Below are 22,704 nucleotides of genomic sequence, written 5' to 3'. Positions count from 1 at the left end.
GAATGACGAGGTCTGCCTCGTGATCCGCCGATACGTGTCGTCCTGAATCAGGCTCTCGGGAAAGCGAGTGAGGTCACGCAGCCGGCGCCGGCGTTGCGCGGGCCCGTTCGCGCACCGCGACGAGTTCCCTGATCCGCGCGCGGTCGGCCGGCGTCGCCGGCGTGAAGATCACGAGGCTCAGGTCCGGGCGGCCGGTAACCGAGAACGTCGAATGTTCGAGCGCGATCCGGCCGGCTCGAGGATGGCGGATCTCCTTCGTGGCTTCTTCGTGCGTACGGATATCGTGGTCGCGCCACATCGCGTCGAATTCGGCGCTGGTCGCGCGCATCTCGTCGACGAACGCCTGCACGGCCTGCGTCGCGCCGCTGCGCGCGACGTCCGCACGAAACCCGCCAACCGCGAACCGCGCGACGCGCTCCCAGTCCGACTGGGCATGGCGCACGCCCGCGTCGACGAAGATCAGCCGCAGGATGTTGCGCGCGGCCGGCGGGAGCGTCGCATAGTCGGTGAGCGTCGCGGCCGCCGCGTCGTTCCACGCGGCGACGTCCCACGTCGCGGTGCGGATGATCGCGGGGCTCGCGTCGAGCGAATCAAGCACGTGCTGCAGGCGTGGCGTCACGCCTGCCGGCGCGTGATAGCGTACCTCGGGCGGGTGGCCGAGGCCGATCAGGAACAGGTGCTCGCGTTCGGCCTCGTTGAGCATCAGCGCGCGGGCGAGCCGGTCGAGCACGTCGGCCGACGGCGCGCCGCCGCGCCCCTGTTCGAGCCACGTGTACCACGCGACGCTCACGTGCGCGCGCTGCGCGACTTCCTCGCGCCGCAGGCCCGGCGTGCGGCGGCGCGTCGCCGGCAGCCCGAGCGCGGCCGGGTCGAGTTTTTCGCGGCGGTCCCGCAGGTACGCGCCGAGCAGGTTGTCGGGGGCGTCAGCCATATCCTGTTAGTTCGTTTACCAGTAAACCGTCACGACTTCACCGCGAGCGGCGCTCGACAGATAGTAAGCCTCCATTTCATCCGGAGGTGCTGAACATGCGTGTCTTTGTTACGGGAGCATCGGGCTTCGTCGGCTCGGCCGTCGTGGCCGAACTCGTGGCCGCCGGCCACTCGGTGCTGGGGCTCGCGCGCTCCGACGCGGCCGCGGCGTCGGTTGCCGCGGCCGGCGCCGACGTCCATCGCGGGTCGCTGGAGGATCTCGCCAGCCTGACGCGCGGCGCCGAAGCCGCCGATGCGGTGATCCACACGGGATTCAATCACGACTTCTCGCGTTTTGCGCAGAACTGCGAACTCGACCGCCGCGCGATCGAGACGATCGGTGCGGCGCTCGTCGGTTCGGCGCGGCCGCTGATCGTCACGTCGGGCCTTGCGCTCGTCGCGCCCGGCCGCGCGGCGACGGAGGACGATTCGCACGTGCCGGTGTCGGAAAATTATCCGCGTGCGTCCGAAGCGACGGCGGTCGCGCTCGAAGCGCGCGGCGTGCACGCGTCGGTCGTGCGGCTGCCGCCGTCCGTGCACGGCGACGGCGATCACGCGTTCGTGCCGCACCTGATTGCGTTCGCGAGGGAGAAGGGCGTGTCGGCGTACATCGGCGACGGCGCGAACCGCTGGCCGGCCGTGCACCGGCTCGACGCGGCGCGCGTGTATCGGCTCGCGATCGAGCGCGGCGCAGCCGGCGCGCGCTATCACGCGGTCGACGATACGGGCGTGCCGTTCCGCGAGATCGCCGAGGTGATCGGGCGGCGGCTGAACGTGCCGGTCGTCGCGAAGTCGGCGGCGGAAGCCGGTGAGCACTTCGGCTGGTTCGCGAGATTTGCGGGGATGGATGCGCCCGCAACCAGCGAGCGCACGCGGGCATCGCTCGGCTGGGCGCCGACGCAGCCGAAGTTGCTGGCCGATATCGACCGGCCGCGGTATTTCGAAAGCTGACGAGCGGCGCGCGCCGCTCGCCATGGGGGCGGCTCGGACAACGGCTCACACCGTGACGACGATCTTCCCGACCTGCGCACCGGCTTCCATGTAGCGGTGCGCGTCCACGATGTCGTCGAACGCGAACGTGCGATCGATCCGCGGCTTCAGCGTGCCGGCCGCGAGCCCGTCGACGATGAAGCGCTTCGCGCGTTCGAGCCGCCGCGCATCGCCGGTGATCTCGAACAGCTCGTAGCCGCGCAGCGTCAGGTGGCGCGCGAGCAGGTCCATCACCGGCACCGGGATGTCGCGCGTATCGAGCGCGCCGTACTGGAAGAACGTGCCGTGGGTGGCCAGCGCGCGCAGCAGGTTCGCCGCGTCGGGGCCGCCGACCGGATCGAACGCGAGGCGCGCGCCGACGCCGCCCGTGATTTCCGCCACCTGCCGCGGCAGGTCGGCGGGGCTGCCGACGATCACGTGCCGCGCGCCGGCGTCGAGCAGCGCCTGGCGCTTCGATTCGCCGCGCGTCAGCGCGATCGGCACCGCGCCGACCTGGTTCGCGACCTGGATCGCGGCCTGCCCGACGCTGCTCGACGCGGCGCCGATCAGCACCGCGTCGCCGCGCTCGAGCCCGCCGAGTTCGGTCAGCGCGCCGTAGGCCGTCACGAACATCATCCACGTCGCGGCCGCCTCCTCGAACGATAGGCTGTCCGGATGCTTGACGACCGCATGCGCGGGCACGTTGACCACCTCGCCGTACATCCCGTAGTCGGCGAACGAGAACGCCGGCACGACGCTCACCGCGTCGCCTTCCGCGAATGCCGTCACGTTGCGGCCGACCGCCGCGACGATACCCGACGCCTCGTAGCCGAGCGATGCCGGAAAGCGCGGCATGAACGTGTATTCGCCGCTGCGGAACATGACTTCCGCGCGATTGACGCCGATCGCCTTCACGCGCAGCTGGATGTCGTCGGGGCCCGGCGCGGGCACGTCGACGGTGTCGATCTGCAGGACTTCGGGGCCGCCGATGCGGTGGAAACGGACGATGCGGGTCATGGAGCGCTCCTTCGATGAACGGGTGTCGATGAAGCCGCATCGTAGGCGGGCGCCCGCGCCGGATAAACGCGCGGCCGGATCATTGATTGTTATTTGACGAATAACAATCGACGCGAACCCGTGCTACGCCGGATAGCGCCGCGCGAACAGCTCGGTCAGCCAGTCGATGAACGCGCGCACCTTGTCGGGCAGATGCGCGCGGTTCGGGTACAGCACCGACACCGGCTTCGGCACGGCCGGCACGCCGGGCAGCAGCTCGATCAACTGGCCCGAGTCGATGCTCGGCTGCAACGCGGGCCGCAACGCGTGCACGATGCCGAGGCCCGCGAGCCCGCACGACAGCAGCGCTTCCGAGTTGTCGGTGAGCAGGCTGCTCGCGAGCTTCACCGAGACGGTTTCGCCGTGCGGGCGGAACGTCCATTCGAGCACGCGGCGGTTGCGGCCGGTGAAGAAGTTGACCGCGCGATGCATCCGCAGATCGTCGAGCGTACGCGGCAAGCCGTGGCGCGCGATATAGGCCGGCGACGCGCATGTGGCCATCGGCACAGCGCCGACGGTGCGCGCGACCATGCTCGAATCCTTCAGCGTCCCGACCCGCACCACGCAGTCGATGCCTTCGCCGATCAGGTCGGCCGGCTGGTCGCTCGCGCCGAGCACGAGCTCGATCTGCGGATAGCGCTGCTGGAAGTCGGGCAGCGCCGGAATCACGACCGTCTTCGCAAGCGCGAGGGCAACGTCGATCCGCAGCCGGCCCTTCGGCACCGCGCGTTGCTTCGGGAACGACGCGAACGCATCGTCGATGCTGCCGAGCAACTGCACGCAGCGCGCATGGAATGCCTCGCCTTCGGCCGTCACGCTGACGCGGCGCGTGCTGCGGTTCAGCAGCCGCACGCCGAGCTCCTGTTCGAGCTGCTGCACGGCTTTGGTGACGGCCGGCCGATGCAGCTGCAGCGCGTCGGCGGCCTGCGTGAAGTTGCCGCGTTCGACGATCTGTACGTAGATCTGCATCGTTTGCAGGCGGTCCATGGCGTTCCCGGATGGCGTGGCGAGCGGCCATCTTCGCACACCGATGGAACCGGATGCGCGGCCGCCCGCCTGCCGTGCGTCATTCGACCGGATGCAGATCCTGCAGCAGCGTCGGCACCAGCTCCGACACGGTCGGGTGGATATGCATCGCGCGGCTGATCGTCGTGTACGGCGCGCCGGCGGTCATCACGTCGAGGATCCCGTGCACGACTTCGTCGCCGGTCACGCCGAGGATCGACGCGCCGAGGATCGCATGGCTGTCCGCGTCGACGATCACCTTCATGAAGCCCTGGCTTTCGCCCTTCTCGACCGCCCGGCCGACACGCGTCATCGGGCGTGTGCCGACCAGCAGCCGGCGGCCCGTCTGCTTCGCTTCCGCGAGCGTCATCCCGACGCGGCCGAGCGGCGGGTCGATGTACATCGCGTAGGCCATGATCCGGTCGGACACCTTGCGCGGATCGTCGTCGAGCAGGTTGGCCGCGACGATCTCGTAGTCGTTGTACGAAGTGTGCGTGAACGCGCCGCGCCCGTTGCAGTCGCCGAGCGCCCAGATGCCGGGCACGTTGGTGCGCAACTGGTCGTCGACGGTGATGTAGCCGCGCGCGTCGGTGTCGACGCCCGCGCGGTCGAGCCCGAGATCGTCGGTGTTCGGCACGCGCCCGACCGCGAGCAGCAGGTGCGAGCCCGCGACCTCGCGGCCGCCGCCCGCGCAGTCGAGGCCGACCACGATGCCGTCGCCGTCGCGGCGCGCGCTCAGGCAGTTCGCGTCGAGCTGCACGTCGATCCCTTCCTTTTCGAGGATCTCGCGCACGGCCTGCGAGACGTCTTCGTCCTCGCGGCGGATCAGGCGTGAGCCTTTCTCGATGATCGTGACCCTGGAGCCGAAGCGCCGGTACATCTGGCCGAATTCGAGCCCGACGTAGCTGCCGCCGACGATCACCAGATGATCGGGCAGGAAGTCGACGTCCATCATCGTCGAGTTGGTCAGGTACGGCACCGAGTCGAGGCCCGGCATCGCGGGCACCTGCGCGCGTCCGCCGACGTTGATGAAGATGCGTTCGGCTTCGAGTACGTCATCGCCCACGCGCACCGCGTTCGGGCGTTCGAACCGGGCATGACCCTGAAAGACGGTCGTGTTGTCGAGGCCGCGTACCCATTGCTCGACGCCGTGGTTTGAGCGGCCGGAAATCTGGTCCTTGCGCGCCTTCACGGCTTTCATGTCGACGGTGACGGGGCCGCCGACCGACACGCCGTACTCGCCGGCGCGCCGTGCGAGCTGCGCGGCGTATGCGCTCGCGATCAGCGTCTTGGTCGGGATGCAGCCGGTGTTTACGCAAGTGCCGCCGAAGCGGCCGCGCTCGACGATCGCGACTTTCATGCCGGCCCCGGCGAGGCGCGCGGCGAGCGGCGGCCCGGCCTGGCCGGTGCCGATGACGATCGCATCGAAGTGTTGCGTCATGACGTCCTCCTGTGCGGGTGCAACGAGGAAAGGGGCGGGCGCAAGCCGCATGCCGTGCCGGCTGGTCGCCCGCGGGCGACGAGCGCCTATGGTAGACCGGTTGGCCGGGGGCCGCGAGCGGCGCCCGGACGACGCGTCGTATTGAAAAACGGCACTGCCGCGGGCGGCGTCTAGTCCTTGCGCGTCCACTGCCCGAACGACACCGGCCGGTGCGCGTCGGCGCGCGTCACGGTGACGTGGTCGGGCTGGTCGTCGAGCGGAAACGATTCGGTGACGATCTGGCTCGAAAAGAGCCAGCCGTGCGTGCGCGGGTCGTAGCGGAACGTGACGTAGTCGGTCCAGTGCTGCCCGCACGCGACGACGTTTTGCACGGTGAAATAGCGGCCCTTCACCGCCAAGCCGTTGTCGCCCGCATCGTCGGGATCGAACGGATCGCATTGGCCGCCGTCGTTGGCGCGCAGCACGGCCTGGTCGTTGCGGGCCGCGAGACGGTACGTGTGGTCGGCTTGTTCCTCGTAGATCAGCAGCGGGCGCGGCGACGGCTGGTCGCGCGTATCGACCGCGCGATGCACGACCACCAGAAAGCTGTGCCGCCCGTTGTCGAGATCGGGGCCGGCGTGCGCGATCAACGGCTGGTAGCCGGCCGGCAGTTGAGCGGCGATCGATTTCGGCAGGCTGTCGGCGCGGGCGCCGAGCGGGAGCGCGGCGAGCAGCGGCAGCAGCAGGGCAGCAAGGCGAAGAGCGCGCATGGCGGGCGGTCCGGTCGAAAGGAGAAAAGGGGAGGAGTCGCGCGGCGTTACAGATCGCGCCCGAGAAAGTCCGTGCCCGGCACCGGATTGAACGCGACGGGCGGCGCGGGCGTGAAGCCGAGCGACGCATACAGTTGCCGGGCGGCGACGAATTCGGGCAGCACGTCGAGGCACATGCGCGCGTAACCGGCCGCCTTCGCGTCGTGCAGCAGCCGTTCGACGAGCTGGCGGCCGACGTTCAGCCCGCGCGCCTCGGGCCGTACGTACACGCGCTTCATCTCGCAGGTCGCCGGGTCGATTTCGCGGAACGCCGCGCAGCCGACCACGCGCTCGCCGCGCCACGCGAGCAGCAGCCGTCCGCGCGGCGCCGCGTATTTCCCGGGCAGCGCGGCAATTTCGGGCTCGTAGTCCTGGAATTCAAGGCTGACGGTCGGGCTCGCGACGTACTCGCGAAAGATCCCTTCGACGGCGGCGGCATCGTCGGGATAGCGGGCGGCGCGGATCTCGATCATGGGTGGCGCGTGATGACGGGAAAGAGGGCCAGCATAGCAGCGCACGGCCGCTTTCGGCGATGCGCGAAGCGTGCCAGAATCAGCGGCTCGACCGTCGGAAACGACACGCAGGCGCCGGCGCAGCGGCGTCGCTGACCAAGGAGACTTCGATGACCGCATCGGCTGCCGTACTCGCCATCCTGGCTGCGCTGTTTCTCGGCGCGATGATTCCGGGCCCGAGCTTCGTGCTGGTGGCCCGCAACTCGATCGGGCTGTCGCGCCGCGACGGGCTGGCCACCGCGCTCGGCATGGGCATCGGCGGCATCGTGTTCGGCGGCGTCGCGCTGGCCGGGCTGTACACGCTGCTGCAGGCCGTCGAATGGCTGTATGTGGGCCTCAAGGTCGCGGGCGGCGCCTACCTGATCTACATGGCGTCGAAGATCTGGCGCGGCGCCGACCGGCCGATCGCGATGGACGATCCGCAGGCGATGGCCGGCGGCAGCGCGCGCAAGTCGTTCCTGACGGGCCTCACGACCCAGCTCAGCAACCCGAAGACGGCGATCTGGTACGGCAGCATCTTCGCGGCGCTGCTCCCGCAGCATCCGCCGCTGTGGTGCTATCTCGTGCTGCCGCCGCTCGTGTTCGCGGTCGAGTTCGGCTGGTACACGCTCGTCGCGCTGTGCTTCTCGACGCGCCGGCCGCGCGAACTCTACCTGCGCGCGAAGAAGTGGGTCGACCGCATCGCGGCCGGCGCGATCACGCTGCTCGGGCTGCGGCTGATCCTGAATGCGCCGAAAGCGGGGATCTGAGCGCTTTCATTGCTGATCCGCGTCGGCGCGCGCGGCGGCGGTCATGGCCGTCGCGGGCCGTCGGCGCGAACCGGCGAGACCGGCCGGGTCGCCCGCCCGAGTACGCGTCGGCGGCCCGCCGACGCATCGCTTCCCGATGGCGCGGCCGCTCGCCGGCCGCCGCCGACCGTGTTTCCCGACCGCCACCATCCCACGCCGAGCCTTGCACGACGGGCGTTCGCGTGTGTCACCCGGCGCGCCGAACCGCGCCGCTTCCCCGATTCTGGCGGTCGACCGGCCGACGACGTGTAAACTGCTGCCTTTTTTGACGGTTTGCAGCATGGTGCAAGCATCTCCGCGCCCGGCGTTGAGCGGTCCGACGCTCGTCCGGCTGCTCGCGCGCCTGGCCGATGCCGACGTCGCGGAATCCCGGCAAACGCTGTCCGACCGGCTGAGCCAGTGGCTCGGCTGGACCGACGCGATCACGCTGTCGTCCGCGCTGAATGCGAGCCCGCCGGGCGTCGCGGCCGGCGTGCGCGGCTACGACGCGGAGCGCGACTGCGCGCGCGTGCGCCACGACCTCGCGCAGGCGATCATGGCCGCCAACCGGCCGCGCACGCGGCGCCGGCCGGGCGACCTGCCGCCGCCGGCGGCCGATACGGCGGATTTCGCGGACTTCCGCCAGCGTTATCTGACCCTGCAGCAGGACATGGAAACGGCGATCGGCCAGTTGCGCGGCCGCCTGCGGGTCGCGCTCGCCGCGCGCTCGTCCGGGATGGCGCGGCTCGCGACGCTCGACACGATCATGGAGCGCGTGCTCGGCGCGCGCGAGCGCAGCCTGCTGTCGGCCGTGCCCGCGCTGCTCGGCACGCGCTTCGCGCGGTTGCGCGACGCGGAGCGGCAGGCGCTGGCCGACGCCGAATCCGCCGCTGCTGCGGCCGCCGGTTCCGATGCGCCCGATGCCGCCACTGCGGCCGATGAAGGCGCGGCGGCGGCCGACACCCCGACCGTCGCGGCGATCGTGCCCGGCGCATGGCTCGATACGTTTCGCGACGAGATGCAAAGCATCCTGCTTGCCGAACTCGAAGTCCGGTTTCAAACGGTAGACGGGCTGCTCGCGGCCCTTCGCACCTGCTAATCAACACGCTATGTCCAGAATTCGCCTTGATCTCGTTGTCTTCGTCGCCGGTCTGCTCGCTGTGGGCTGGATCGGTGCCGGCTATGTCGCGTCGAACCCGCTGGCGGCGGCCGTCACGCTGCTGATCGGCGCGTGCTACGTCGCCGGCGCATGGGAACTGCTGCGCTACCGGCAGGCAACCGCCACGCTGTCGCACGCGGTCGCCGGCCTGACCGAGCCGCCCGCGAAGCTCGACCCGTGGCTCGACACGCTGCATCCGGGCCTGCGCGGCGCGGTGCGCGCCCGGGTCGAAGGCGCGCGCGTCGCGCTGCCGGGCCCGGCGCTCACGCCTTACCTCGTCGGCCTGCTGGTGTTGCTCGGGATGCTCGGCACGCTGCTCGGGATGGTCGTCACGCTGAAGGGCACGGGCGCCGCGCTCGAGAGCGCGACCGATCTCGATGCGATCCGCGCGTCGCTGATCGCGCCGGTGAAGGGGCTCGGGTTCGCGTTCGGCACGTCGATCGCCGGTGTGGCCACCTCGGCGATGCTCGGGCTGCTGTCCGCGCTCGTGCGCCGCGAGCGGATCGATGCGGCCCAGCAGCTCGACGCGAAGATCGCGACGACGCTGCGCGTGCATTCGTCCGCGCACCAGCGCGACGAATCGTTCCGGCTGCTGCAGCGCCAGGCCGACGTGATGCCGGCGCTGGTCGACCGGCTGCAGACGATGATGACGACGCTCGAGGCGCGCAGCGTCGCGCTGCACGATCGCCAGCTCGAAAGCCAGCAGGCGTTTTTCGACCGGACCGAGCGGGCGTACGCGGGCCTGGCGTCGAACGTCGGCGACGCGCTGAAGGAGAGCGCCGCCGAAAGCGCGCGCGTGGCCGGCGCCGCGCTGCAGCCGGTCGTCGCCGCGACGATGACGGGGCTCGCGCAGGAGATGGCCGCGCTGCGCGACACCGTGACGGGCGCGGTACAGCGTCAGCTCGACGGGCTGACGGACGGCTTCGAGAAGACCACCGGCAACGTGACGGCCGTGTGGAATCGCGCGCTCGACGAACAGCGTCGCGCGGGCGACGCCGTCGCGCAGCAGTTGCAGACGACGCTCGGCCAGTTCACCGACACGTTCGCGCAGCGTTCGTCGGATCTGCTCGATGGTGTCGCGACGCGCCTCGAATCGACCGAAGGCCGCCTGTCGGACGCGTGGCGCGACGCGCTGGCGCGCCAGGAGCAGGTCGGCGAGACGCTGGCCGGCCAGCATGCGCGCGCGCTGGGCGAAGCCGCCGCGACGTTCGAGCGCCATTCGGCCGCGACGCTCGCCGCGATGCGCGAGTCGCACGCAGGATTGCAGACGCAACTGGCCGCGCGCGACGAAGCACGCTTGTCCGCATGGAACGATTCGCTGGCCGCGATGGCCGCGAAGCTCGGCGATGAATGGCTGCGTGCGGGCGAGCACAGCGCGGGCCGCCAGCAGGAAATCTGCGACGCGCTCACGCAAACGACGCGCGACCTCGCGGCACAGGCATCGACGTTCGAACAACGCTCGAACGATCTGCTGACGACGATCCGCGAATCGCACACCGGCCTGCAATCGCAACTGGCTGCACGCGACGAAGAACGTCTGTCCGCATGGAACGATTCGCTGGCCACGATGGCCGCGAAGCTGGGCGATGAATGGCAGCGCGCTGGCGTGCACAGCGCCGGCCGTCAGCAGGAAATCTGCGACGCCCTCGCGCAAACGACGCGCGACCTCGCGGCACAGGCATCGACATTCGAACAACGCTCGAACGATCTGCTGACGACGATCCGCGAATCGCACACCGGTCTGCAATCGCAACTGGCTGCACGCGACGAAGAACGTCTGTCCGCATGGAACGATTCGCTGGCCGCGATGGCCGCGAAGCTGGGCGACGAATGGCAGCGTGCAGGCGTGCACAGCGCCGGCCGCCAGCAGGAAATCTGCGACGCGCTCGCGCAAACGACGCGCGACCTCGCCGCGCAGGCGTCGACGTTCGAACAACGCTCGAACGATCTGCTGACGACGATCCGCGATTCGCACACCGGTCTGCAATCGCAACTGGCTGCACGCGACGAAGAACGTCTGTCCGCATGGAACGACTCGCTGGCCGCGATGGCCGCGAAGCTCGGCGATGAATGGCAGCGCGCAGGCATGCACAGCGCCGGCCGCCAGCAGGAAATCTGCGACGCCCTCGCGCAAACGACGCGCGATCTCGCCGCACAGGCGTCGACGTTCGAGCAACGCTCGAACGATCTGCTGACGACGATTCGCGAATCGCACACTGGCCTGCAATCGCAACTGGCCGCGCGCGACGAAGCCCGCCTCGCCGCCTGGAACGATTCGCTCGCCGCGATGGCCGCCGCGCTGCGCGACGAATGGGCGCAGACGAGCGCGCAGGCCGCGGCGCGCCAGCAGGACATCTGCGACACGCTGACCCGCACCGCGAACGACATCACCGCACAGGCGCAGGTTCACGCGAGCGACACGATCAACGAAATCGCGCGGCTCGTGCAGGCCGCGTCGGAAGCGCCGAAGGCCGCGGCCGACGTCGTCGCCGAGCTGCGCCAGCGCCTGTCCGACAGCATGGTGCGCGACACCGCGACGCTCGAGGAACGCAGCCGCCTGCTCGCGACGCTGGAGACGCTGCTCGGCGCGGTCAATCACGCGTCGACCGAACAGCGCGCCGCGATCGACGCGCTCGTCAGCACGTCGGCCGATCTGCTCGATCGCGTCGGCGCGCGCTTCAACGACACCGTCGAGGCCGAAACGCGCAAGCTCGATTCGGTGGCCGCGCAGGTCACGGCCGGCGCCGTCGAAGTGGCGAGCCTCGGCGACGCGTTCGGGATGGCCGTGCAGGTGTTCGGCGAATCGAACGACAAGCTGCTGACCCATCTGCAGCGCATCGAGGCCGCGCTCGAGAAATCGCTCGCGCGCAGCGACGAACAGCTCGAATACTACGTCGCGCAGGCGCGCGAAGTGATCGACCTGAGCGTGATGTCGCAGAAGCAGATCGTCGAAGACCTGCAGCAGCTCGCCGGCCGGCGAGCGCCTGTCGGAGCGTAACGCATGCACGACGAAATCGACGGCGGCGCGCAATCGGCGCCGGTATGGCCCGCGTTCGCCGACCTGATGTCGGTGCTGCTCGGCGCGTTCGTGCTGATCCTCGTCGGCGTGATCGGCATGCAGCTCCAGCTCACGTCGAAGCTCGAGGAAGCGGTGCGCGCGCGCCAGCTCGAGGCGCAGCAGCGCAAGTCGCTCGAACAGGCGCTCGCCGGGCCGCTCGCGGCCGGCCGCGTGACGCTCGTGAACGGGCGCATCGGCATCAGCGGCAACGTGCTGTTCGCGCTGAACTCCGACCAGTTGCAGCCCGCGGGCCGTGATTTGCTGAAGACGCTGGCCGTACCGCTCGCCACCTATCTGAAGACCCGTGACGAGATCCTGATGGTCAGCGGCTTCGCGGACGACCAGCAGGTACATGCCGGCAACCGCCTGTTCGCGGACAACTGGGAACTGTCGGCCAAGCGCGCGTTGACGGTCACGCGCGCGCTGATCGATGCCGGCGTGCCGGCGTCGTCGGTGTTCGCGGCCGCGTTCGGTTCCGAACAGCCGGTCAGCTCGAATGCGGACGATGAAGGCCGCGCGAAGAACCGCCGCGTGGAAATTGCACCGGTGCCGCGCAAGTCGGCGTCGAACGGAGGCAAGGCAAAGTGACGGACGACGCGACGCAGGTGCGCGCGACGCTCGACGCCTGGCGCGAGCAGGGCGCCGACCGGCTCGATCCCGTGCGGTTTCACCGGATCGACGCGCTCGAACGGCGCGCGGCCGTGCTCGACGGCGCGGCACGCGCGCTGCTCGACGCGCGGCTGGCGACGCTGATCGACGGGTTTGCGGCGCTCGTCGCGAGCGCCGACGACGATGCCGAAGTCACGCGCGAGACGGGGCAAGCCGCGACGAGCAGGCCCGCGCGCGGCGCGCTGGCCGCGCTCGTCGAAGGGCTCGCGCGCGATCCGCAAGCGGACCGGCGCGGGCTCGATCCCGAACTGGTCGACTACTTCCGCACGATGTGGTCGAAAGTCCGCACGGAACAGCAATACCGCCAGTCGCTCGACCAGGTGCCGCGCAACGCCGGGCCGCTCAATTCGAACAGCCTCGTGCACCGCTCGCTCGCGACGATGCGCGAGCTGTCGCCGGACTATCTGCAGCAGTTCCTGTCGTACGTCGATGCGCTCGCATGGCTCGAGGATCTCGCCGGCGGCGGCGCGCAGCCCGAGAAGGAAGCGCCGCGTGCGAAGGCGGCCAAACCGGCGAGAAAGACGACGCGCACCAAGGCGCGATAACGCGACGCCCCAGGGTTCAGGCGTGCGGGGTACTTAGCGGCCCGGCGCCGACTCGGCGATCGCCGCGCGCAGCGCGTGCAATGCGTCGACGAGCGCCGATGCGAACGGCGGATGCGCGGCGATGCCCGCCGCGTCGAGCCGGCTTCCGAGGATCGGCAGCGCGATCGAGGCGGGCTCGACGATGCGCGCCGACATCACCGACAACGTTTCGCGCAGCGCCGCGTCCGCATGCGTCGCGCGCGGCGACGCGTTCAATACCGCGACCGGCTTGTACACGACGGCCTCGCATCCCACGACCCAGTCCAGCGCATTCTTCATCACGCCCGATACGCCGTGCGCGTATTCCGGGCTCGCGATCAGCACGCCGTCGGCCGCGTTCAGGCGGTCGATCAGGTCGCGCACCGCGGCGGGCGTCGGGTATTCGGCATCGGGATTGAACAGCGGGAATGCGCCGAGACGATCGAAGCGCGCGATGCGCATGCCGTGCGGGGCAACGAGCGCGGCTGCGTCGAGGAGTGCTGCGTTGTACGACTGCGCGCGCAGGCTGCCGCACAGCGCGACGATGTCGAGCGGACGGCCGACGTCGGTTCGGGGATCGATGGTCATCGCAGGGCGTTTCGATTGGCGGGGCGAGCCGGCGCGTCGCGCGGGCTCGGCGGATTATCGCATCGGCGTTCGGGCCGCGTCGCTCATCCCGGCCGCCTGCGCGAATTCTCCGATGCCCCAGCCGCTCCCGAGCAACAGCCGCCGCGTATGCAGCGCACCGTGCACGTCGTCGGCAACGGTATCGCCGAGATAGCGCAGCGCGCGGCCTTCGACATCGACGAAGCCGTGCCGGTAGTGCTGCGCGAGCGCCGTCCACAACCGCGCGGCGCCGACCGACTGGCGCGCGCCGCTGATCAGGCACAGGCCCGCGTCGAGCCCCCAACGGTACAGCGTCGTCGCGAGGCCCTTGCGTTGCGCCGAGCCGCGCAGCCGCGTGTGCGGCGCGCGCAGGTAGCGGTCCGCGCGGCGCGGGATTTCGGGCAGGCGGTTGAACACCGTGTAGCCGGCGAGCTGGCGCGCGGCGAGATCCTCGACATACAGGAAGTATTCGCCGTCCGCTTCGCGATGGCGGACGACCAGGCCCGAGCGGCCGAGCGCGACGCCCGGCAGGCCGTGCAGGCGATGGCCCGGCTGGTGGAGGCGTTCATAAAGGGTGTCGAGTTCGTCGTCGATGTCGTGCTGGGAATGCTGTACGTCGATACGCATGGCGAAAGGCGCCCGTCTCGGGCGCATCGAGAAAGGAGTGCATGGCAACGGGGAAGCGGAAAGGGAAGCGGCCCCCGGGCTCGGCGAAGCGAGCCGGGGCCGCGCATCAGCTGGGGATGTGCTGGAAACCGGCGGCGATCGCGGCGAGGCCCGCGATGCAGAGTGCGAACAGGATCAGGACTTTGTGGATCACGCCTCTTTCCTCATGAATGCGCGGCGCCGGCGGGCGGCGTCGCGGAGACGGTGAGCGGCGGGCACGGCCCGCACGGCCGTCGTGCGGGACGACGGTCGGGGTCCGGCGACGGATCGTGCGCGGACGGCCAGCACCATACGCGACGCGTCGGGGGCGGGCAATCGGACTGGGGGAGAAAAGCGACGAAAAGCGGAGAATCGCGCTGTTTCGCGACAATTGGCCGCATGGGGGTGCTCAAACGTTCGGGCGATCCACGCGAAAGCGCATCGCCCAGCGCCGGAGAGCATGCGTGCAACAGTGTCGTTGCGGATGCGAAGTCCGCGACCGATCCGACACCCACGCGAGGGACCGGAGCGGCATGGCGGCCGCCCCGGCCGCTCCGTCACACCGCTTGCCGCCCGCCGAACGTCTGCCTGATCCGCGCGAACAAGCCGTGCTGCGCGATCCATTCGGCATACGCGCGATAGTCCGGATCGCGCATCAGGTGACGCTCTTCCGTCTTCGCGCGCGTGTAGTAGATCAGGTTGACCGCGACGAGCCCCGCGCAGTGCATGAGCCCGATCTGCCAGCCGAGCGGCTCGACGAACGGCACCGACACCATCCAGTACGACAGGTTCTTCGTGATGTACGCCGGGTGCTTCGTGAAGCGGTACGGGCCCGACGTGATGATCCCGCGGTTGGTGAGGTTCGAGAACCGCAGCCCGAACGAGATCGTGCACAGCGCGTAGGTCAGCAGCAGCAGGATGATCACCGTGCCCCAGATCACGCGCAGCGTTGGCGCCGACAGCAGCCAGTTGTCCCAGAACACCGACCCTTCGTAGCGGATGTAGTTGTTCGAGATCAGCGACCAGAACGGCTGGTAGCAGATCAGCGCGGCCACCCAGCCGAGCGTCGTCGGCTCGACGGTGCGCACGTGGCTGTCGAGGATGCGGAACGTGCACAGGTAGCCGACGGTGCCGAACATCAGGTCCATCGTGAACGACAGGTCGTACATGAACACGAAGGTCGCGATCGTCATCGGCGCGTGCATCGCGTTCGCGAGCGACGCGCTCAGGTGATCGGCATCCTTCGACAGGTAGACGGTCATCAGCGGCAGGAAGAACGCCTTCACGCCCCAGCCGGCCAGCATCTCGCGCACCGGCTTCCAGCTCGCGGGCTGCTCGCGGCGAAACAGGAAGCGGCCCCACAGCAGGTACGCGTCGTCGGTCTCGCGCTGGTGGCGGTCCATCCACGCGAAGTAGAACGGCGCGGCGACGATCACGTACGGCGCGAGCGAGCGCAGCAGCGACCAGAACGGCAGGTAGAACGCGCCGTGGTATTCGGGCAGCAGCCAGTAGATCGCGCCGATGCCCGCGTAGATCGACGTCAGCGCGCCGAGCCGCGTCGCGACGCGCGCGAGGCCGAGCGGCCGGACGGCCTGCCGCGACAGCCCCGCGCTCGGGCGCAGGTAGACGCGCGAGATGAAGAGTTCGTGCAGCGCGATCGTGCCGATGATCGCGAGGCTCGCGATGACCGCGCGGGTGGCCGCATCGAGGGCCGGGTGGTCGCGCGTGATCCACAGCGCGAAGAGTCCGGCCGTGATGCCGAGCAGGCCGGCGCGGAACGGCGTGGCGGAACGGGGTGGGCGGTCCGGGGCAGCGACGATGCCGTCGAGCGTGGAGTTCATGATCGGATCCTCGTAGGGATGAGGGCCGGCGCCCCCGCATGGCGGGTGACGCCGGCCGTCGGCCGGGCTGTTTATCGATGTGTGCCCGGCCATTGGCCTGTCGTTCTGGTACGTGATGCGTTAAAGCTTACTTCTTGGTGCCGGCGCCCAGCAGACCGCCGAGCAGGTTGGTCACCGGCGACAGCAGGTTGCCGGTGCCGCCTGCGGCGCCGCCGCCCGTGCTGCCGGTCAGGCCGGTCACCACCGAGCCGCTGCCGCCCGGCGTCGTCACGGTGCCGGCTGCGCCGCCGGGGCTGACCGTGCCGGTGGCGCCGGCCGAGCCGGTCGGCGTGCCCAGCGCACCCGTGAGCGTGCCGACCGGGCCGCTCGTCAGCACGCCGCCGAGCGTGCCGGACAGGTTGCCGCCCGGCGTCGTGACGGTGCCGGTGAGGCTTGCACCGAGCGGCGTCAGCGAGTTGACGAGGCCGGTGACCGGTGCGAGCAGACCGCCGAGCCCTGCGCCACCGGTGCCGCTGGTGCCGCCGGTCCCGCTCGTGCCGCCCGTACCGCTGGTGCCGCCCGATCCGAGGCCGCCGAGTGCGCCCGTCACCGTCCCGAGCAGGCCGGTGATCGGCGCGAGCGGGCCGCCGCTGCTGGTGCCGCTCGTGCCGCCCGACCCGCTCGAGCTGCCGCCGCCGAGGCCGCCCGTCAACGTGCCGAGCAGGCCCGTGATCGGGGCGAGCGGGTTGGTGCCGCCCGTGCCGCTGCTGGAGCTGCCCGCGTTGTTGTCGTGGACGAGGCCGCCGGTCGACGTCACCGTATTGCCGAGCTGCGTCACGACGCCACCGAGACCCGTGCCGACCGGGTTGTCGGTCGCGCCGCCGACCTTCGTGCCCGCAAGCGCGAGACCGTTGCCGAGCGTGCTCAACAGGCCGTTGAGCGGGGTGCCGAGCAGCGTCACGCCGCCGAGCGTCTGCGTCGCGCCGGGCGTCGTGACGCCGCCGGTCAGCGTGTTCGTGATCGGGTTGATCACCTTGCCGAGCTGCGTTTCGAGCTGCTGGACCGGCGAGCTGTTCAGCGCCGTATTCAGCGCCGAGGCGGTCGAGTTGACCGCGGTGCCGACCGTGTTGACGAGGCTGCCGACGAGGGTCGTCGCCGGCGCGAGCGGCGACAGCGGACCGGTGCCGAGGCTCGTCACTGCATTGCCGAGGTTGTTGACCGCGCCGCCGGCGCCCGTCAGCAGGCCGGTGGTCGACGTGAGCGTCGGTCCGAGCGGGTTCGCCGACACGCCGATCGAGCCGAGGCCGGCCGCGATGCCGTTGCCGAGCGACTGCACGCCGTTGCCGAGGCTGCCGACCGCGTTGCCGACACTGGTGGCCGTCGTCGGGTTCGTACCGGGGATCTGCACGCCGCCGATCTGGCTGCCACCGTTGACGACCGTCGTGCCGAGCGCCGTCACGAGGTTGCCGGATTTCTGGAGGACGTTGCCGAGCGGGGTGACGCCGGTGCCGGACGTGCCTGAGGTGCCCGACGTGCCCGAGGTACCGGAAGTACCCGACGTGCCGGAAGTGCCCGAGGTGCCGGAGGTGCCCGAGGTACCGGAAGTGCCCGAAGTACCGGAGGTGCCTGAGGTACCGGAGGTGCCCGACGTACCGGAGGTGCCCGACGTACCGGAGGTGCCCGAGGTACCGGAAGTGCCTGAAGTACCGGAGGTGCCGGAGGTGCCCGAAGTACCGGAAGTACCCGACGTACCGGAGGTGCCCGAAGTACCGGAGGTGCCCGAGGTGCCGGAAGTGCCCGAGGTGCCGGAAGTACCCGAGGTACCGGAAGTACCCGACGTACCGGAAGTACCCGACGTACCGGAAGTACCCGAGGTACCGGAAGTACCCGAGGTGCCGGAAGTACCCGAGGTACCGGAAGTACCCGACGTACCGGAAGTGCCCGAGGTGCCGGAAGTACCCGAGGTGCCGGAAGTACCCGACGTACCGGAGGTGCCCGACGTACCGGAAGTGCCCGAGGTGCCGGAAGTACCCGAGGTGCCAGAAGTGCCCGAGGTACCGGAAGTACCCGAGGTGCCGGAAGTACCCGACGTACCGGAGGTGCCCGAAGTACCCGAGGTACCGGAAGTCCCCGACGACCCCGAAGTCCCCGAACTACCGCCACCCGAAGTCCCCGACGAACCGCCGCCCGACGTACCCGAAGTCCCCGACGTGCCGCTCGTCCCGGACGTGCTCGGCTTGATCGTCGGCGGGGTCGTCGGTCCATCGACCGAGCCGCAGCCGTACAGCGCGAGCAGTGACGAGACGGCCATCGTTACCGTCGTCTTCTTGAAGAGATTCTGCATGTTGGCCTCGACATTGGAAGTGTGTCCAGGCCTTCTCTGCAAATTCCGCGCCACGACATGTTTGGCGAAACGGTGTCGCGATTTGTTGCGGAAATCGGGACTATCGACGCGATTTAAACGGAGGAAAGGCGGTTTCGCGCGACAGGCACGTGCGGTGCGCGAACGTCGCGGCTGCGATGTTCCCGTAAGGCGCCGTAACGCGCGGCCGGATGTTACGTAGCGTCCGGCCGCCGGTGACGCGGACCGCCGCGAACCGAGCGCCGCATCTTTGACGAAACGCGCGGTCGCGCTGAACATGGCGCGACATCCCCGGCCGCCGGCAGCGCGACAGCGGCCACGACTCCAACCACCAGGACACCGACATGAGCGAACAGGACAGGGAATACGGCAAGGCGCGGCGGATCGACGTGATGGGCGAGGCGTTCGTCGAGCGCGCGATGCGCGACCTCGACGGATTTTCGCGTCCGCTGCAGAACTGGCTGAACGAACATGCGTGGGGCAGCACGTGGCAGCGGGGCGGGATCGACCTGAAGACGCGCAGCCTGTGCACGTGCGCGATGCTGGCGGCGCTCGGCCGCGGCACGGAGCTGAAGGGGCATATTCGCGGCGCGCTCAACAACGGCGCGAGCCTCGTCGAGATTCGCGAGGTCTTGCTGCACAGCGCGCTGTACGCGGGGGCGCCGGCCGCGGTCGAGGCGTTTCGCAGCGCGCGCGAGGTGCTCTCGGATCTCGGACTGTCGATACCCGACGACGAAGCCTGATTCCGTCGCGGCGCCGGCTGCCCGGCGGCGGGAGCGGGGAAGCAGGATCAGGCGCCGCTTCGCTGCCGCGATCTACGCGATGCGTACCGTCTGCGTGGCCGTGTCGGCCGGCGCGGCGGCGACTTCGAGCAGCCAGTCGGCCGTCGCGTCGGGAATCGTGACCGGCAGCATGTGGCCGCCCTCGACGACCTTCAGCCGCACGCGCGCCGATTTCTTCGCGAGCGCGTCGCCGTGCTCGCGCCAGTTCAGGATCGGATCGGCGCGGCCGTACAGCACGTCGACCGGCAGCGCGAGTTCCGGATAGCGACGCTCCATCGCGGGCAGGTCGACGGGCGCCGACAGCAGGTCCGTCGCCGTCGCGTAGAACACGTGCGGGCGCATCCCGAGCAGGCCGCCGCCCTTGACCGGGAAGTCGCGCGGCACGTCTTCCGGCGCGAACACCTGGCGCACGGCCTGGCGGCCCGTCAGGATCGTCAGCGGGATCGCGAAGGTCCACGACACGAAACGGCGCACGAGCGGCGACGGCAGCATCAGCGGCTTGAACGGCGCGGGCGGCTCGGTCTGCTCGTGCGACAGCGGCGCGATCAGCGCGAGCCGGCTCACGCGGTCCGCATGGTTGAGGCCGACCGCGAGCGCGATCGCGCCGCCGAGCGAGTGACCGACCAGCACGGGCTTGTCGAGCTTCAGCGCGTCGATGAACGCGGCGACCGTACGGGCCTGCGCGAACACGTTCGCCTGCGACGCCGCGCCGCGCAGCGACCGGCCGGCGCCCGGGCGATCGAGCAGGATCACGCGATGCTGCTGGGCGAGCCGCGTGAGCGGCAGGTACGCGAAATTGCGCCATTGCCCCGCGAGCCCGTGGACGAACACGATCGGCGGGCCGTTGCCGTATTCGACGTAGTGGATGCGGTCGCCGCCGATGTCGACGAAGCGGCCTTCGGGCGGAAACGCGCGGGTCACGCGCCGGGCCACGTAAGCGGAAAACAGCGCGAGCGCGGCGAGCACCGCGACGACGCCGAGCAGCACGTTCTGGATCAGATGGAGCGTAGGAGTCATGTCGGCCTCAGCGGGTTTCGAGTGCGGGTTCGGCGGCCGGCGCGGTGGCCGCCGGGCCGGTCGTGGCGCGGCGCTCGAAATGCATCGCGGAATCGGCGAGCGCGCTGAACTTCAGCGACGCGAGATCGAGCACGTAGTTCTGGTGGAATTTCCATGGCTTGCGGTGCCCCTGCTTCGGCAGGATGCCGGCCGCGCGCTGGATGTAGCCCGAGCTCAGGTTGACGGCCGGCACGTCGCCGAGATCGCCCGCGCCGAGCCGCGGCACGCACGTGTCGTACCCGTTCGCGCGCATGTGGTTGAGCAGCCGGCACACGTAGCGCGCGATCAGCTCGGCCTTCAGCGTCCACGACGCATTCGTGTAACCGAACGACGACGCGAGGTTCGGCACGTCGCTGTACATCATGCCCTTGTACGACACCGTCTCCGGCAAGTCGACCACGCGGCCGTCGACCGTCACGCGCGCACCGCCGAGCATCTTCACCTTCAGCCCGGTCGCGGTGACGATCACGTCCGCGTCGAGCTGCTGGCCGCTCTTCAGCTGGAGGCCGGTCGGCGTGAAGCGCTCGATCTCGTCGGTGACGATCGATGCGCGGCCCGCGCGGATCGCCTTGAACAGGTCGCCATTCGGCACGAGGCACACGCGCTGGTCCCACGGCATGTAGCGCGGCGTCAGGTGCTTCGCGACGTCGAAGTCGGGGCCGAGCTGCCTGCTGGCCGCGCGGATGATGAATTGCTTCGTCCGGTCGGGCTTGCGGCGCGACACGTTGTACAGGTACATCGTCAGCAGGACGTTCTTCACGCGTACGAGCCGGTGCGCGAGCCGCGACGGCAGCACGCGGCGCAGCGCGTTCGCGATCTTGTCGCGCGCGGGCAGCGACACGATGTAGGTCGGCGAGCGCTGCAGCATCGTCACGTGCTGCGCGTCGGCCGCCATCGACGGCACGAGCGTGACGGCCGTCGCGCCGCTGCCGATCACGACCACGCGCCGGTTCGCGTACGACAGATCCTTCGGCCAGTGCTGCGGATGCACGAGCTTGCCCTCGAACGTGTCCATGCCGGCCCAGTCGGGCAGGTAGCCGGCGTCGTAGTCGTAGTAGCCGCTGCACATGAACAGGAAGCGGCAGGTGTAGACGAGCGTGTCGGTCGCGCCGTCCTGCGTGCGCTCGATGCGTACCGTCCAGCGCGCCCGGTTCGAATCCCAGTCGGCCGCGACGACCTTCTGGCCGTAGCGGATCGTCTTGTCGATGCCGTAGGTGCGCGCGGTGTCGCGGATGTAGTCGAGGATCGTCTGTCCGTCGGAGATCGCCTTGTCGCTGTGCCACGGGCGGAAGCTGTAGCCGAGCGTGAACATGTCGGAATCCGAACGAATGCCCGGATAGCGGAACAGGTCCCAGGTGCCGCCGATCGCGTCGCGCGCCTCGACGATCGCCACGCTCGCATGCGGGCAGCGCTGCTTCAGGTGATACGCGGCGCCGATGCCGGACAGGCCGGCGCCGACGATCAGCACGTCGAGGTCGCGGTTGTCGCCGCTGTCGCGGCGGGCGCCGGGGGCGGGCGGCGCATCGCGCCGGTCGGTCGTCGTCGAGGTCATGCGGGGTCCTTGGTCGGCGTGATCGGGCGCGCGGCCGGAGCGGGCGCGCGTTCTAGATTGCGTGCGCGTGCGCGGCGCACGTGGCGCAGCACCAGCCACTGGTAACCGGCGCCGAGCAGGCGCGCGATCCGGTCGAGCCGGCGCGCGTCGGCGCCGACCAGCACGCGGCGCGCATTGCGCTCGACGCCCGCGAGGATCTGCCGCGCGGCCTCGTCGGCCGTCGTCGCATTGATCAGGCGGTTCGCCTGGCGGCGATGGGTCGCTTCGTCCTGGCCCGTCAGCGCGTGGATGCTGGTATCGACGCGGCTCGCGTCGACGATGCCCGTCGCGACGCCGCCCGGATGCACGCAGGTCGCGCTCACCGGCGCGCCGTCGAGTTCGAGTTCCATCCGCAGCGCCTCGGTGAAGCCGCGCACCGCGAACTTGGTTGCGTTGTACGCGCTTTGCGTCGGCATCGCGACGAGCCCGAACAGGCTCGACGTGTTGACGACGTGGCCGTCGCCCGACGCGCGCAGATGCGGCAGGAACGCCTGCGTGCCGTGCACGACGCCCCAAAAATTGATGCCGACGATCCATTCGAGATCGGCGAGACGCGCGGTTTCGGCGCTGGCGGCGAGCGACACGCCCGCGTTGTTGAAGATCAGGTTGACCTTGCCGTGCTCGGCGCGAACGAAATCGGCCCACGCGAACACCGCGTCGCGATCGGCGACGTCGAGCCGGCGCTTGCTCACACGCACGCCGTGCTGCGCGCAGAGGGCCGCCGTGCCGGCGAGCCCCGTTTCGCTGACGTCGGCGAGCGCGACCGCGCAGCCGCGCCGCGCCAGTTCGACCGCGAGGCTGCGGCCCATGCCCGAACCGGCGCCCGTGATCGCGGCAACCTTGCCGGAAAATCCCTTCATCCGTCGTTCCTCCCGTTCCGCTTGCG

21 protein-coding genes are annotated in these 22,704 nt (G+C 70.1%); 7 read left to right on the top strand and 14 right to left on the bottom strand.

The window, feature by feature from the left end; genetic code table 11:
* Positions 1–73 precede the first annotated feature (73 nt).
* Positions 74–931: a helix-turn-helix transcriptional regulator gene (locus MMB92_RS01720; protein WP_048988324.1), complete on the bottom strand. Its 858-nt coding sequence runs from the start codon at positions 929–931 to the stop codon at positions 74–76.
* A gap of 95 nt (positions 932–1,026) precedes the next feature.
* Here MMB92_RS01720 and MMB92_RS01715 point away from each other — a divergent pair, with 95 nt between their 5' ends.
* A complete protein-coding gene (locus tag MMB92_RS01715; RefSeq protein ID WP_226245092.1) occupies positions 1,027–1,920 on the top strand; it encodes an SDR family oxidoreductase in 894 nt (297 codons plus the stop codon).
* 45 nt (positions 1,921–1,965) lie between these two features.
* Here the strand turns inward: MMB92_RS01715 and MMB92_RS01710 are convergent, their stop codons facing one another.
* The 5 genes from MMB92_RS01710 to MMB92_RS01690 form a co-directional block, all read right to left on the bottom strand.
* Positions 1,966–2,955, bottom strand: a complete 990-nt coding sequence (locus MMB92_RS01710; protein WP_226245093.1) for a zinc-dependent alcohol dehydrogenase family protein — start codon at positions 2,953–2,955, stop codon at positions 1,966–1,968.
* A gap of 123 nt (positions 2,956–3,078) precedes the next feature.
* Positions 3,079–3,981, bottom strand: a complete 903-nt coding sequence (locus tag MMB92_RS01705) for a LysR family transcriptional regulator (protein WP_226245094.1) — start codon at positions 3,979–3,981, stop codon at positions 3,079–3,081.
* A 79-nt stretch (positions 3,982–4,060) separates the two neighbouring features.
* A complete protein-coding gene (locus MMB92_RS01700; protein WP_006485924.1) occupies positions 4,061–5,440 on the bottom strand; it encodes an FAD-containing oxidoreductase in 1,380 nt (459 codons plus the stop codon).
* A gap of 170 nt (positions 5,441–5,610) precedes the next feature.
* Entirely contained in the window at positions 5,611–6,189 is a 579-nt protein-coding gene (locus tag MMB92_RS01695) for a hypothetical protein (RefSeq protein WP_006485913.1), read from the bottom strand.
* 47 nt (positions 6,190–6,236) lie between these two features.
* Positions 6,237–6,701: a GNAT family N-acetyltransferase gene (locus MMB92_RS01690; protein ID WP_006495610.1), complete on the bottom strand. Its 465-nt coding sequence runs from the start codon at positions 6,699–6,701 to the stop codon at positions 6,237–6,239.
* Between the two features lie 149 nt (positions 6,702–6,850).
* Here MMB92_RS01690 and MMB92_RS01685 point away from each other — a divergent pair, with 149 nt between their 5' ends.
* Positions 6,851–7,489: a LysE family transporter gene (locus tag MMB92_RS01685; RefSeq protein ID WP_012493146.1), complete on the top strand. Its 639-nt coding sequence runs from the start codon at positions 6,851–6,853 to the stop codon at positions 7,487–7,489.
* Between the two features lie 6 nt (positions 7,490–7,495).
* On the opposite strand, the gene MMB92_RS01680 is transcribed toward MMB92_RS01685, so the two are convergent.
* A complete protein-coding gene (locus tag MMB92_RS01680) occupies positions 7,496–7,810 on the bottom strand; it encodes a hypothetical protein (RefSeq protein WP_124550816.1) in 315 nt (104 codons plus the stop codon).
* Here MMB92_RS01680 and MMB92_RS01675 point away from each other — a divergent pair.
* From MMB92_RS01675 to MMB92_RS01660, 4 genes are read left to right on the top strand one after another with little or no spacing between them, the layout of a single operon-like run.
* Positions 7,809–8,606: a DUF3348 domain-containing protein gene (locus tag MMB92_RS01675; RefSeq protein WP_006494007.1), complete on the top strand. Its 798-nt coding sequence runs from the start codon at positions 7,809–7,811 to the stop codon at positions 8,604–8,606. The genes MMB92_RS01680 and MMB92_RS01675 overlap by 2 nt on opposite strands.
* Positions 8,607–8,616: 10 nt before the next feature.
* A complete protein-coding gene (locus MMB92_RS01670) occupies positions 8,617–11,664 on the top strand; it encodes a DUF802 domain-containing protein (protein WP_226245095.1) in 3,048 nt (1,015 codons plus the stop codon).
* 3 nt (positions 11,665–11,667) lie between these two features.
* Positions 11,668–12,312 (top strand): OmpA family protein, encoded by a 645-nt coding sequence (locus MMB92_RS01665; protein ID WP_006495606.1) that lies wholly within the window; start codon positions 11,668–11,670, stop codon positions 12,310–12,312.
* Positions 12,309–12,938, top strand: coding sequence for a DUF2894 domain-containing protein (locus tag MMB92_RS01660; RefSeq protein ID WP_006495605.1), 630 nt, complete (start codon positions 12,309–12,311; stop codon positions 12,936–12,938). Before MMB92_RS01665 ends, MMB92_RS01660 begins: the two co-directional genes overlap by 4 nt.
* 33 nt (positions 12,939–12,971) lie before the next feature.
* Here the strand turns inward: MMB92_RS01660 and MMB92_RS01655 are convergent, their stop codons facing one another.
* The 4 genes from MMB92_RS01655 to MMB92_RS01640 form a co-directional block, all read right to left on the bottom strand.
* Complete coding sequence (locus MMB92_RS01655; RefSeq protein ID WP_034202711.1) at positions 12,972–13,544, bottom strand: NADPH-dependent FMN reductase; 573 nt, start codon at positions 13,542–13,544, stop codon at positions 12,972–12,974.
* Positions 13,545–13,598: 54 nt separating this feature from the next.
* Complete coding sequence (locus tag MMB92_RS01650) at positions 13,599–14,189, bottom strand: hypothetical protein (RefSeq protein ID WP_006485515.1); 591 nt, start codon at positions 14,187–14,189, stop codon at positions 13,599–13,601.
* 575 nt (positions 14,190–14,764) lie between these two features.
* Positions 14,765–16,048, bottom strand: a complete 1,284-nt coding sequence (locus MMB92_RS01645; RefSeq protein WP_006495601.1) for an isoprenylcysteine carboxylmethyltransferase family protein — start codon at positions 16,046–16,048, stop codon at positions 14,765–14,767.
* 127 nt (positions 16,049–16,175) lie between these two features.
* Complete coding sequence (locus MMB92_RS01640; RefSeq protein WP_277562473.1) at positions 16,176–18,371, bottom strand: collagen-like triple helix repeat-containing protein; 2,196 nt, start codon at positions 18,369–18,371, stop codon at positions 16,176–16,178.
* A gap of 362 nt (positions 18,372–18,733) precedes the next feature.
* Here MMB92_RS01640 and MMB92_RS01635 point away from each other — a divergent pair, with 362 nt between their 5' ends.
* Entirely contained in the window at positions 18,734–19,132 is a 399-nt protein-coding gene (locus tag MMB92_RS01635) for a carboxymuconolactone decarboxylase family protein (protein WP_006486153.1), read from the top strand.
* A gap of 72 nt (positions 19,133–19,204) precedes the next feature.
* Here MMB92_RS01635 and MMB92_RS01630 read toward each other — a convergent pair whose 3' ends face one another.
* The 3 genes from MMB92_RS01630 to MMB92_RS01620 are packed head-to-tail and all read right to left on the bottom strand — an operon-like array spanning position 19,205 to position 22,678.
* Complete coding sequence (locus tag MMB92_RS01630) at positions 19,205–20,188, bottom strand: alpha/beta hydrolase (protein WP_006486152.1); 984 nt, start codon at positions 20,186–20,188, stop codon at positions 19,205–19,207.
* Positions 20,189–20,195: 7 nt separating this feature from the next.
* Positions 20,196–21,779 carry an NAD(P)/FAD-dependent oxidoreductase gene (locus MMB92_RS01625; RefSeq protein ID WP_058902784.1) on the bottom strand — a complete coding sequence of 528 codons (1,584 nt, stop codon included), beginning with the start codon at positions 21,777–21,779 and terminating at the stop codon, positions 20,196–20,198.
* On the bottom strand, positions 21,776–22,678 hold the full coding sequence (locus MMB92_RS01620) for an SDR family NAD(P)-dependent oxidoreductase (protein ID WP_006496098.1): 903 nt from the start codon (positions 22,676–22,678) through the stop codon (positions 21,776–21,778). Before MMB92_RS01620 ends, MMB92_RS01625 begins: the two co-directional genes overlap by 4 nt.
* Positions 22,679–22,704: the final 26 nt, after the last annotated feature.

Source organism: Burkholderia sp. IO2, from assembly GCF_029522185.1.
GTDB classification, from domain to species: Bacteria; Pseudomonadota; Gammaproteobacteria; order Burkholderiales; family Burkholderiaceae; genus Burkholderia; species Burkholderia cenocepacia.
This window is presented reverse-complemented; position numbering and strand designations above follow the sequence as displayed.

Coding starts and splice junctions, on each gene's coding strand:
- MMB92_RS01720 (WP_048988324.1), bottom strand. CDS start 931: ATGGCTGACGCCCCCGACAACCTGCTCGGCGCGTACCTGCGGGACCGC.
- MMB92_RS01715 (WP_226245092.1), top strand. CDS start 1,027: ATGCGTGTCTTTGTTACGGGAGCATCGGGCTTCGTCGGCTCGGCCGTC.
- MMB92_RS01710 (WP_226245093.1), bottom strand. CDS start 2,955: ATGACCCGCATCGTCCGTTTCCACCGCATCGGCGGCCCCGAAGTCCTG.
- MMB92_RS01705 (WP_226245094.1), bottom strand. CDS start 3,981: ATGGACCGCCTGCAAACGATGCAGATCTACGTACAGATCGTCGAACGC.
- MMB92_RS01700 (WP_006485924.1), bottom strand. CDS start 5,440: ATGACGCAACACTTCGATGCGATCGTCATCGGCACCGGCCAGGCCGGG.
- MMB92_RS01695 (WP_006485913.1), bottom strand. CDS start 6,189: ATGCGCGCTCTTCGCCTTGCTGCCCTGCTGCTGCCGCTGCTCGCCGCG.
- MMB92_RS01690 (WP_006495610.1), bottom strand. CDS start 6,701: ATGATCGAGATCCGCGCCGCCCGCTATCCCGACGATGCCGCCGCCGTC.
- MMB92_RS01685 (WP_012493146.1), top strand. CDS start 6,851: ATGACCGCATCGGCTGCCGTACTCGCCATCCTGGCTGCGCTGTTTCTC.
- MMB92_RS01675 (WP_006494007.1), top strand. CDS start 7,809: ATGGTGCAAGCATCTCCGCGCCCGGCGTTGAGCGGTCCGACGCTCGTC.
- MMB92_RS01680 (WP_124550816.1), bottom strand. CDS start 7,810: ATGCTGCAAACCGTCAAAAAAGGCAGCAGTTTACACGTCGTCGGCCGG.
- MMB92_RS01670 (WP_226245095.1), top strand. CDS start 8,617: ATGTCCAGAATTCGCCTTGATCTCGTTGTCTTCGTCGCCGGTCTGCTC.
- MMB92_RS01665 (WP_006495606.1), top strand. CDS start 11,668: ATGCACGACGAAATCGACGGCGGCGCGCAATCGGCGCCGGTATGGCCC.
- MMB92_RS01655 (WP_034202711.1), bottom strand. CDS start 13,544: ATGACCATCGATCCCCGAACCGACGTCGGCCGTCCGCTCGACATCGTC.
- MMB92_RS01650 (WP_006485515.1), bottom strand. CDS start 14,189: ATGCGTATCGACGTACAGCATTCCCAGCACGACATCGACGACGAACTC.
- MMB92_RS01645 (WP_006495601.1), bottom strand. CDS start 16,048: ATGAACTCCACGCTCGACGGCATCGTCGCTGCCCCGGACCGCCCACCC.
- MMB92_RS01640 (WP_277562473.1), bottom strand. CDS start 18,371: ATGCAGAATCTCTTCAAGAAGACGACGGTAACGATGGCCGTCTCGTCA.
- MMB92_RS01635 (WP_006486153.1), top strand. CDS start 18,734: ATGAGCGAACAGGACAGGGAATACGGCAAGGCGCGGCGGATCGACGTG.
- MMB92_RS01630 (WP_006486152.1), bottom strand. CDS start 20,188: ATGACTCCTACGCTCCATCTGATCCAGAACGTGCTGCTCGGCGTCGTC.
- MMB92_RS01625 (WP_058902784.1), bottom strand. CDS start 21,779: ATGACCTCGACGACGACCGACCGGCGCGATGCGCCGCCCGCCCCCGGC.
- MMB92_RS01620 (WP_006496098.1), bottom strand. CDS start 22,678: ATGAAGGGATTTTCCGGCAAGGTTGCCGCGATCACGGGCGCCGGTTCG.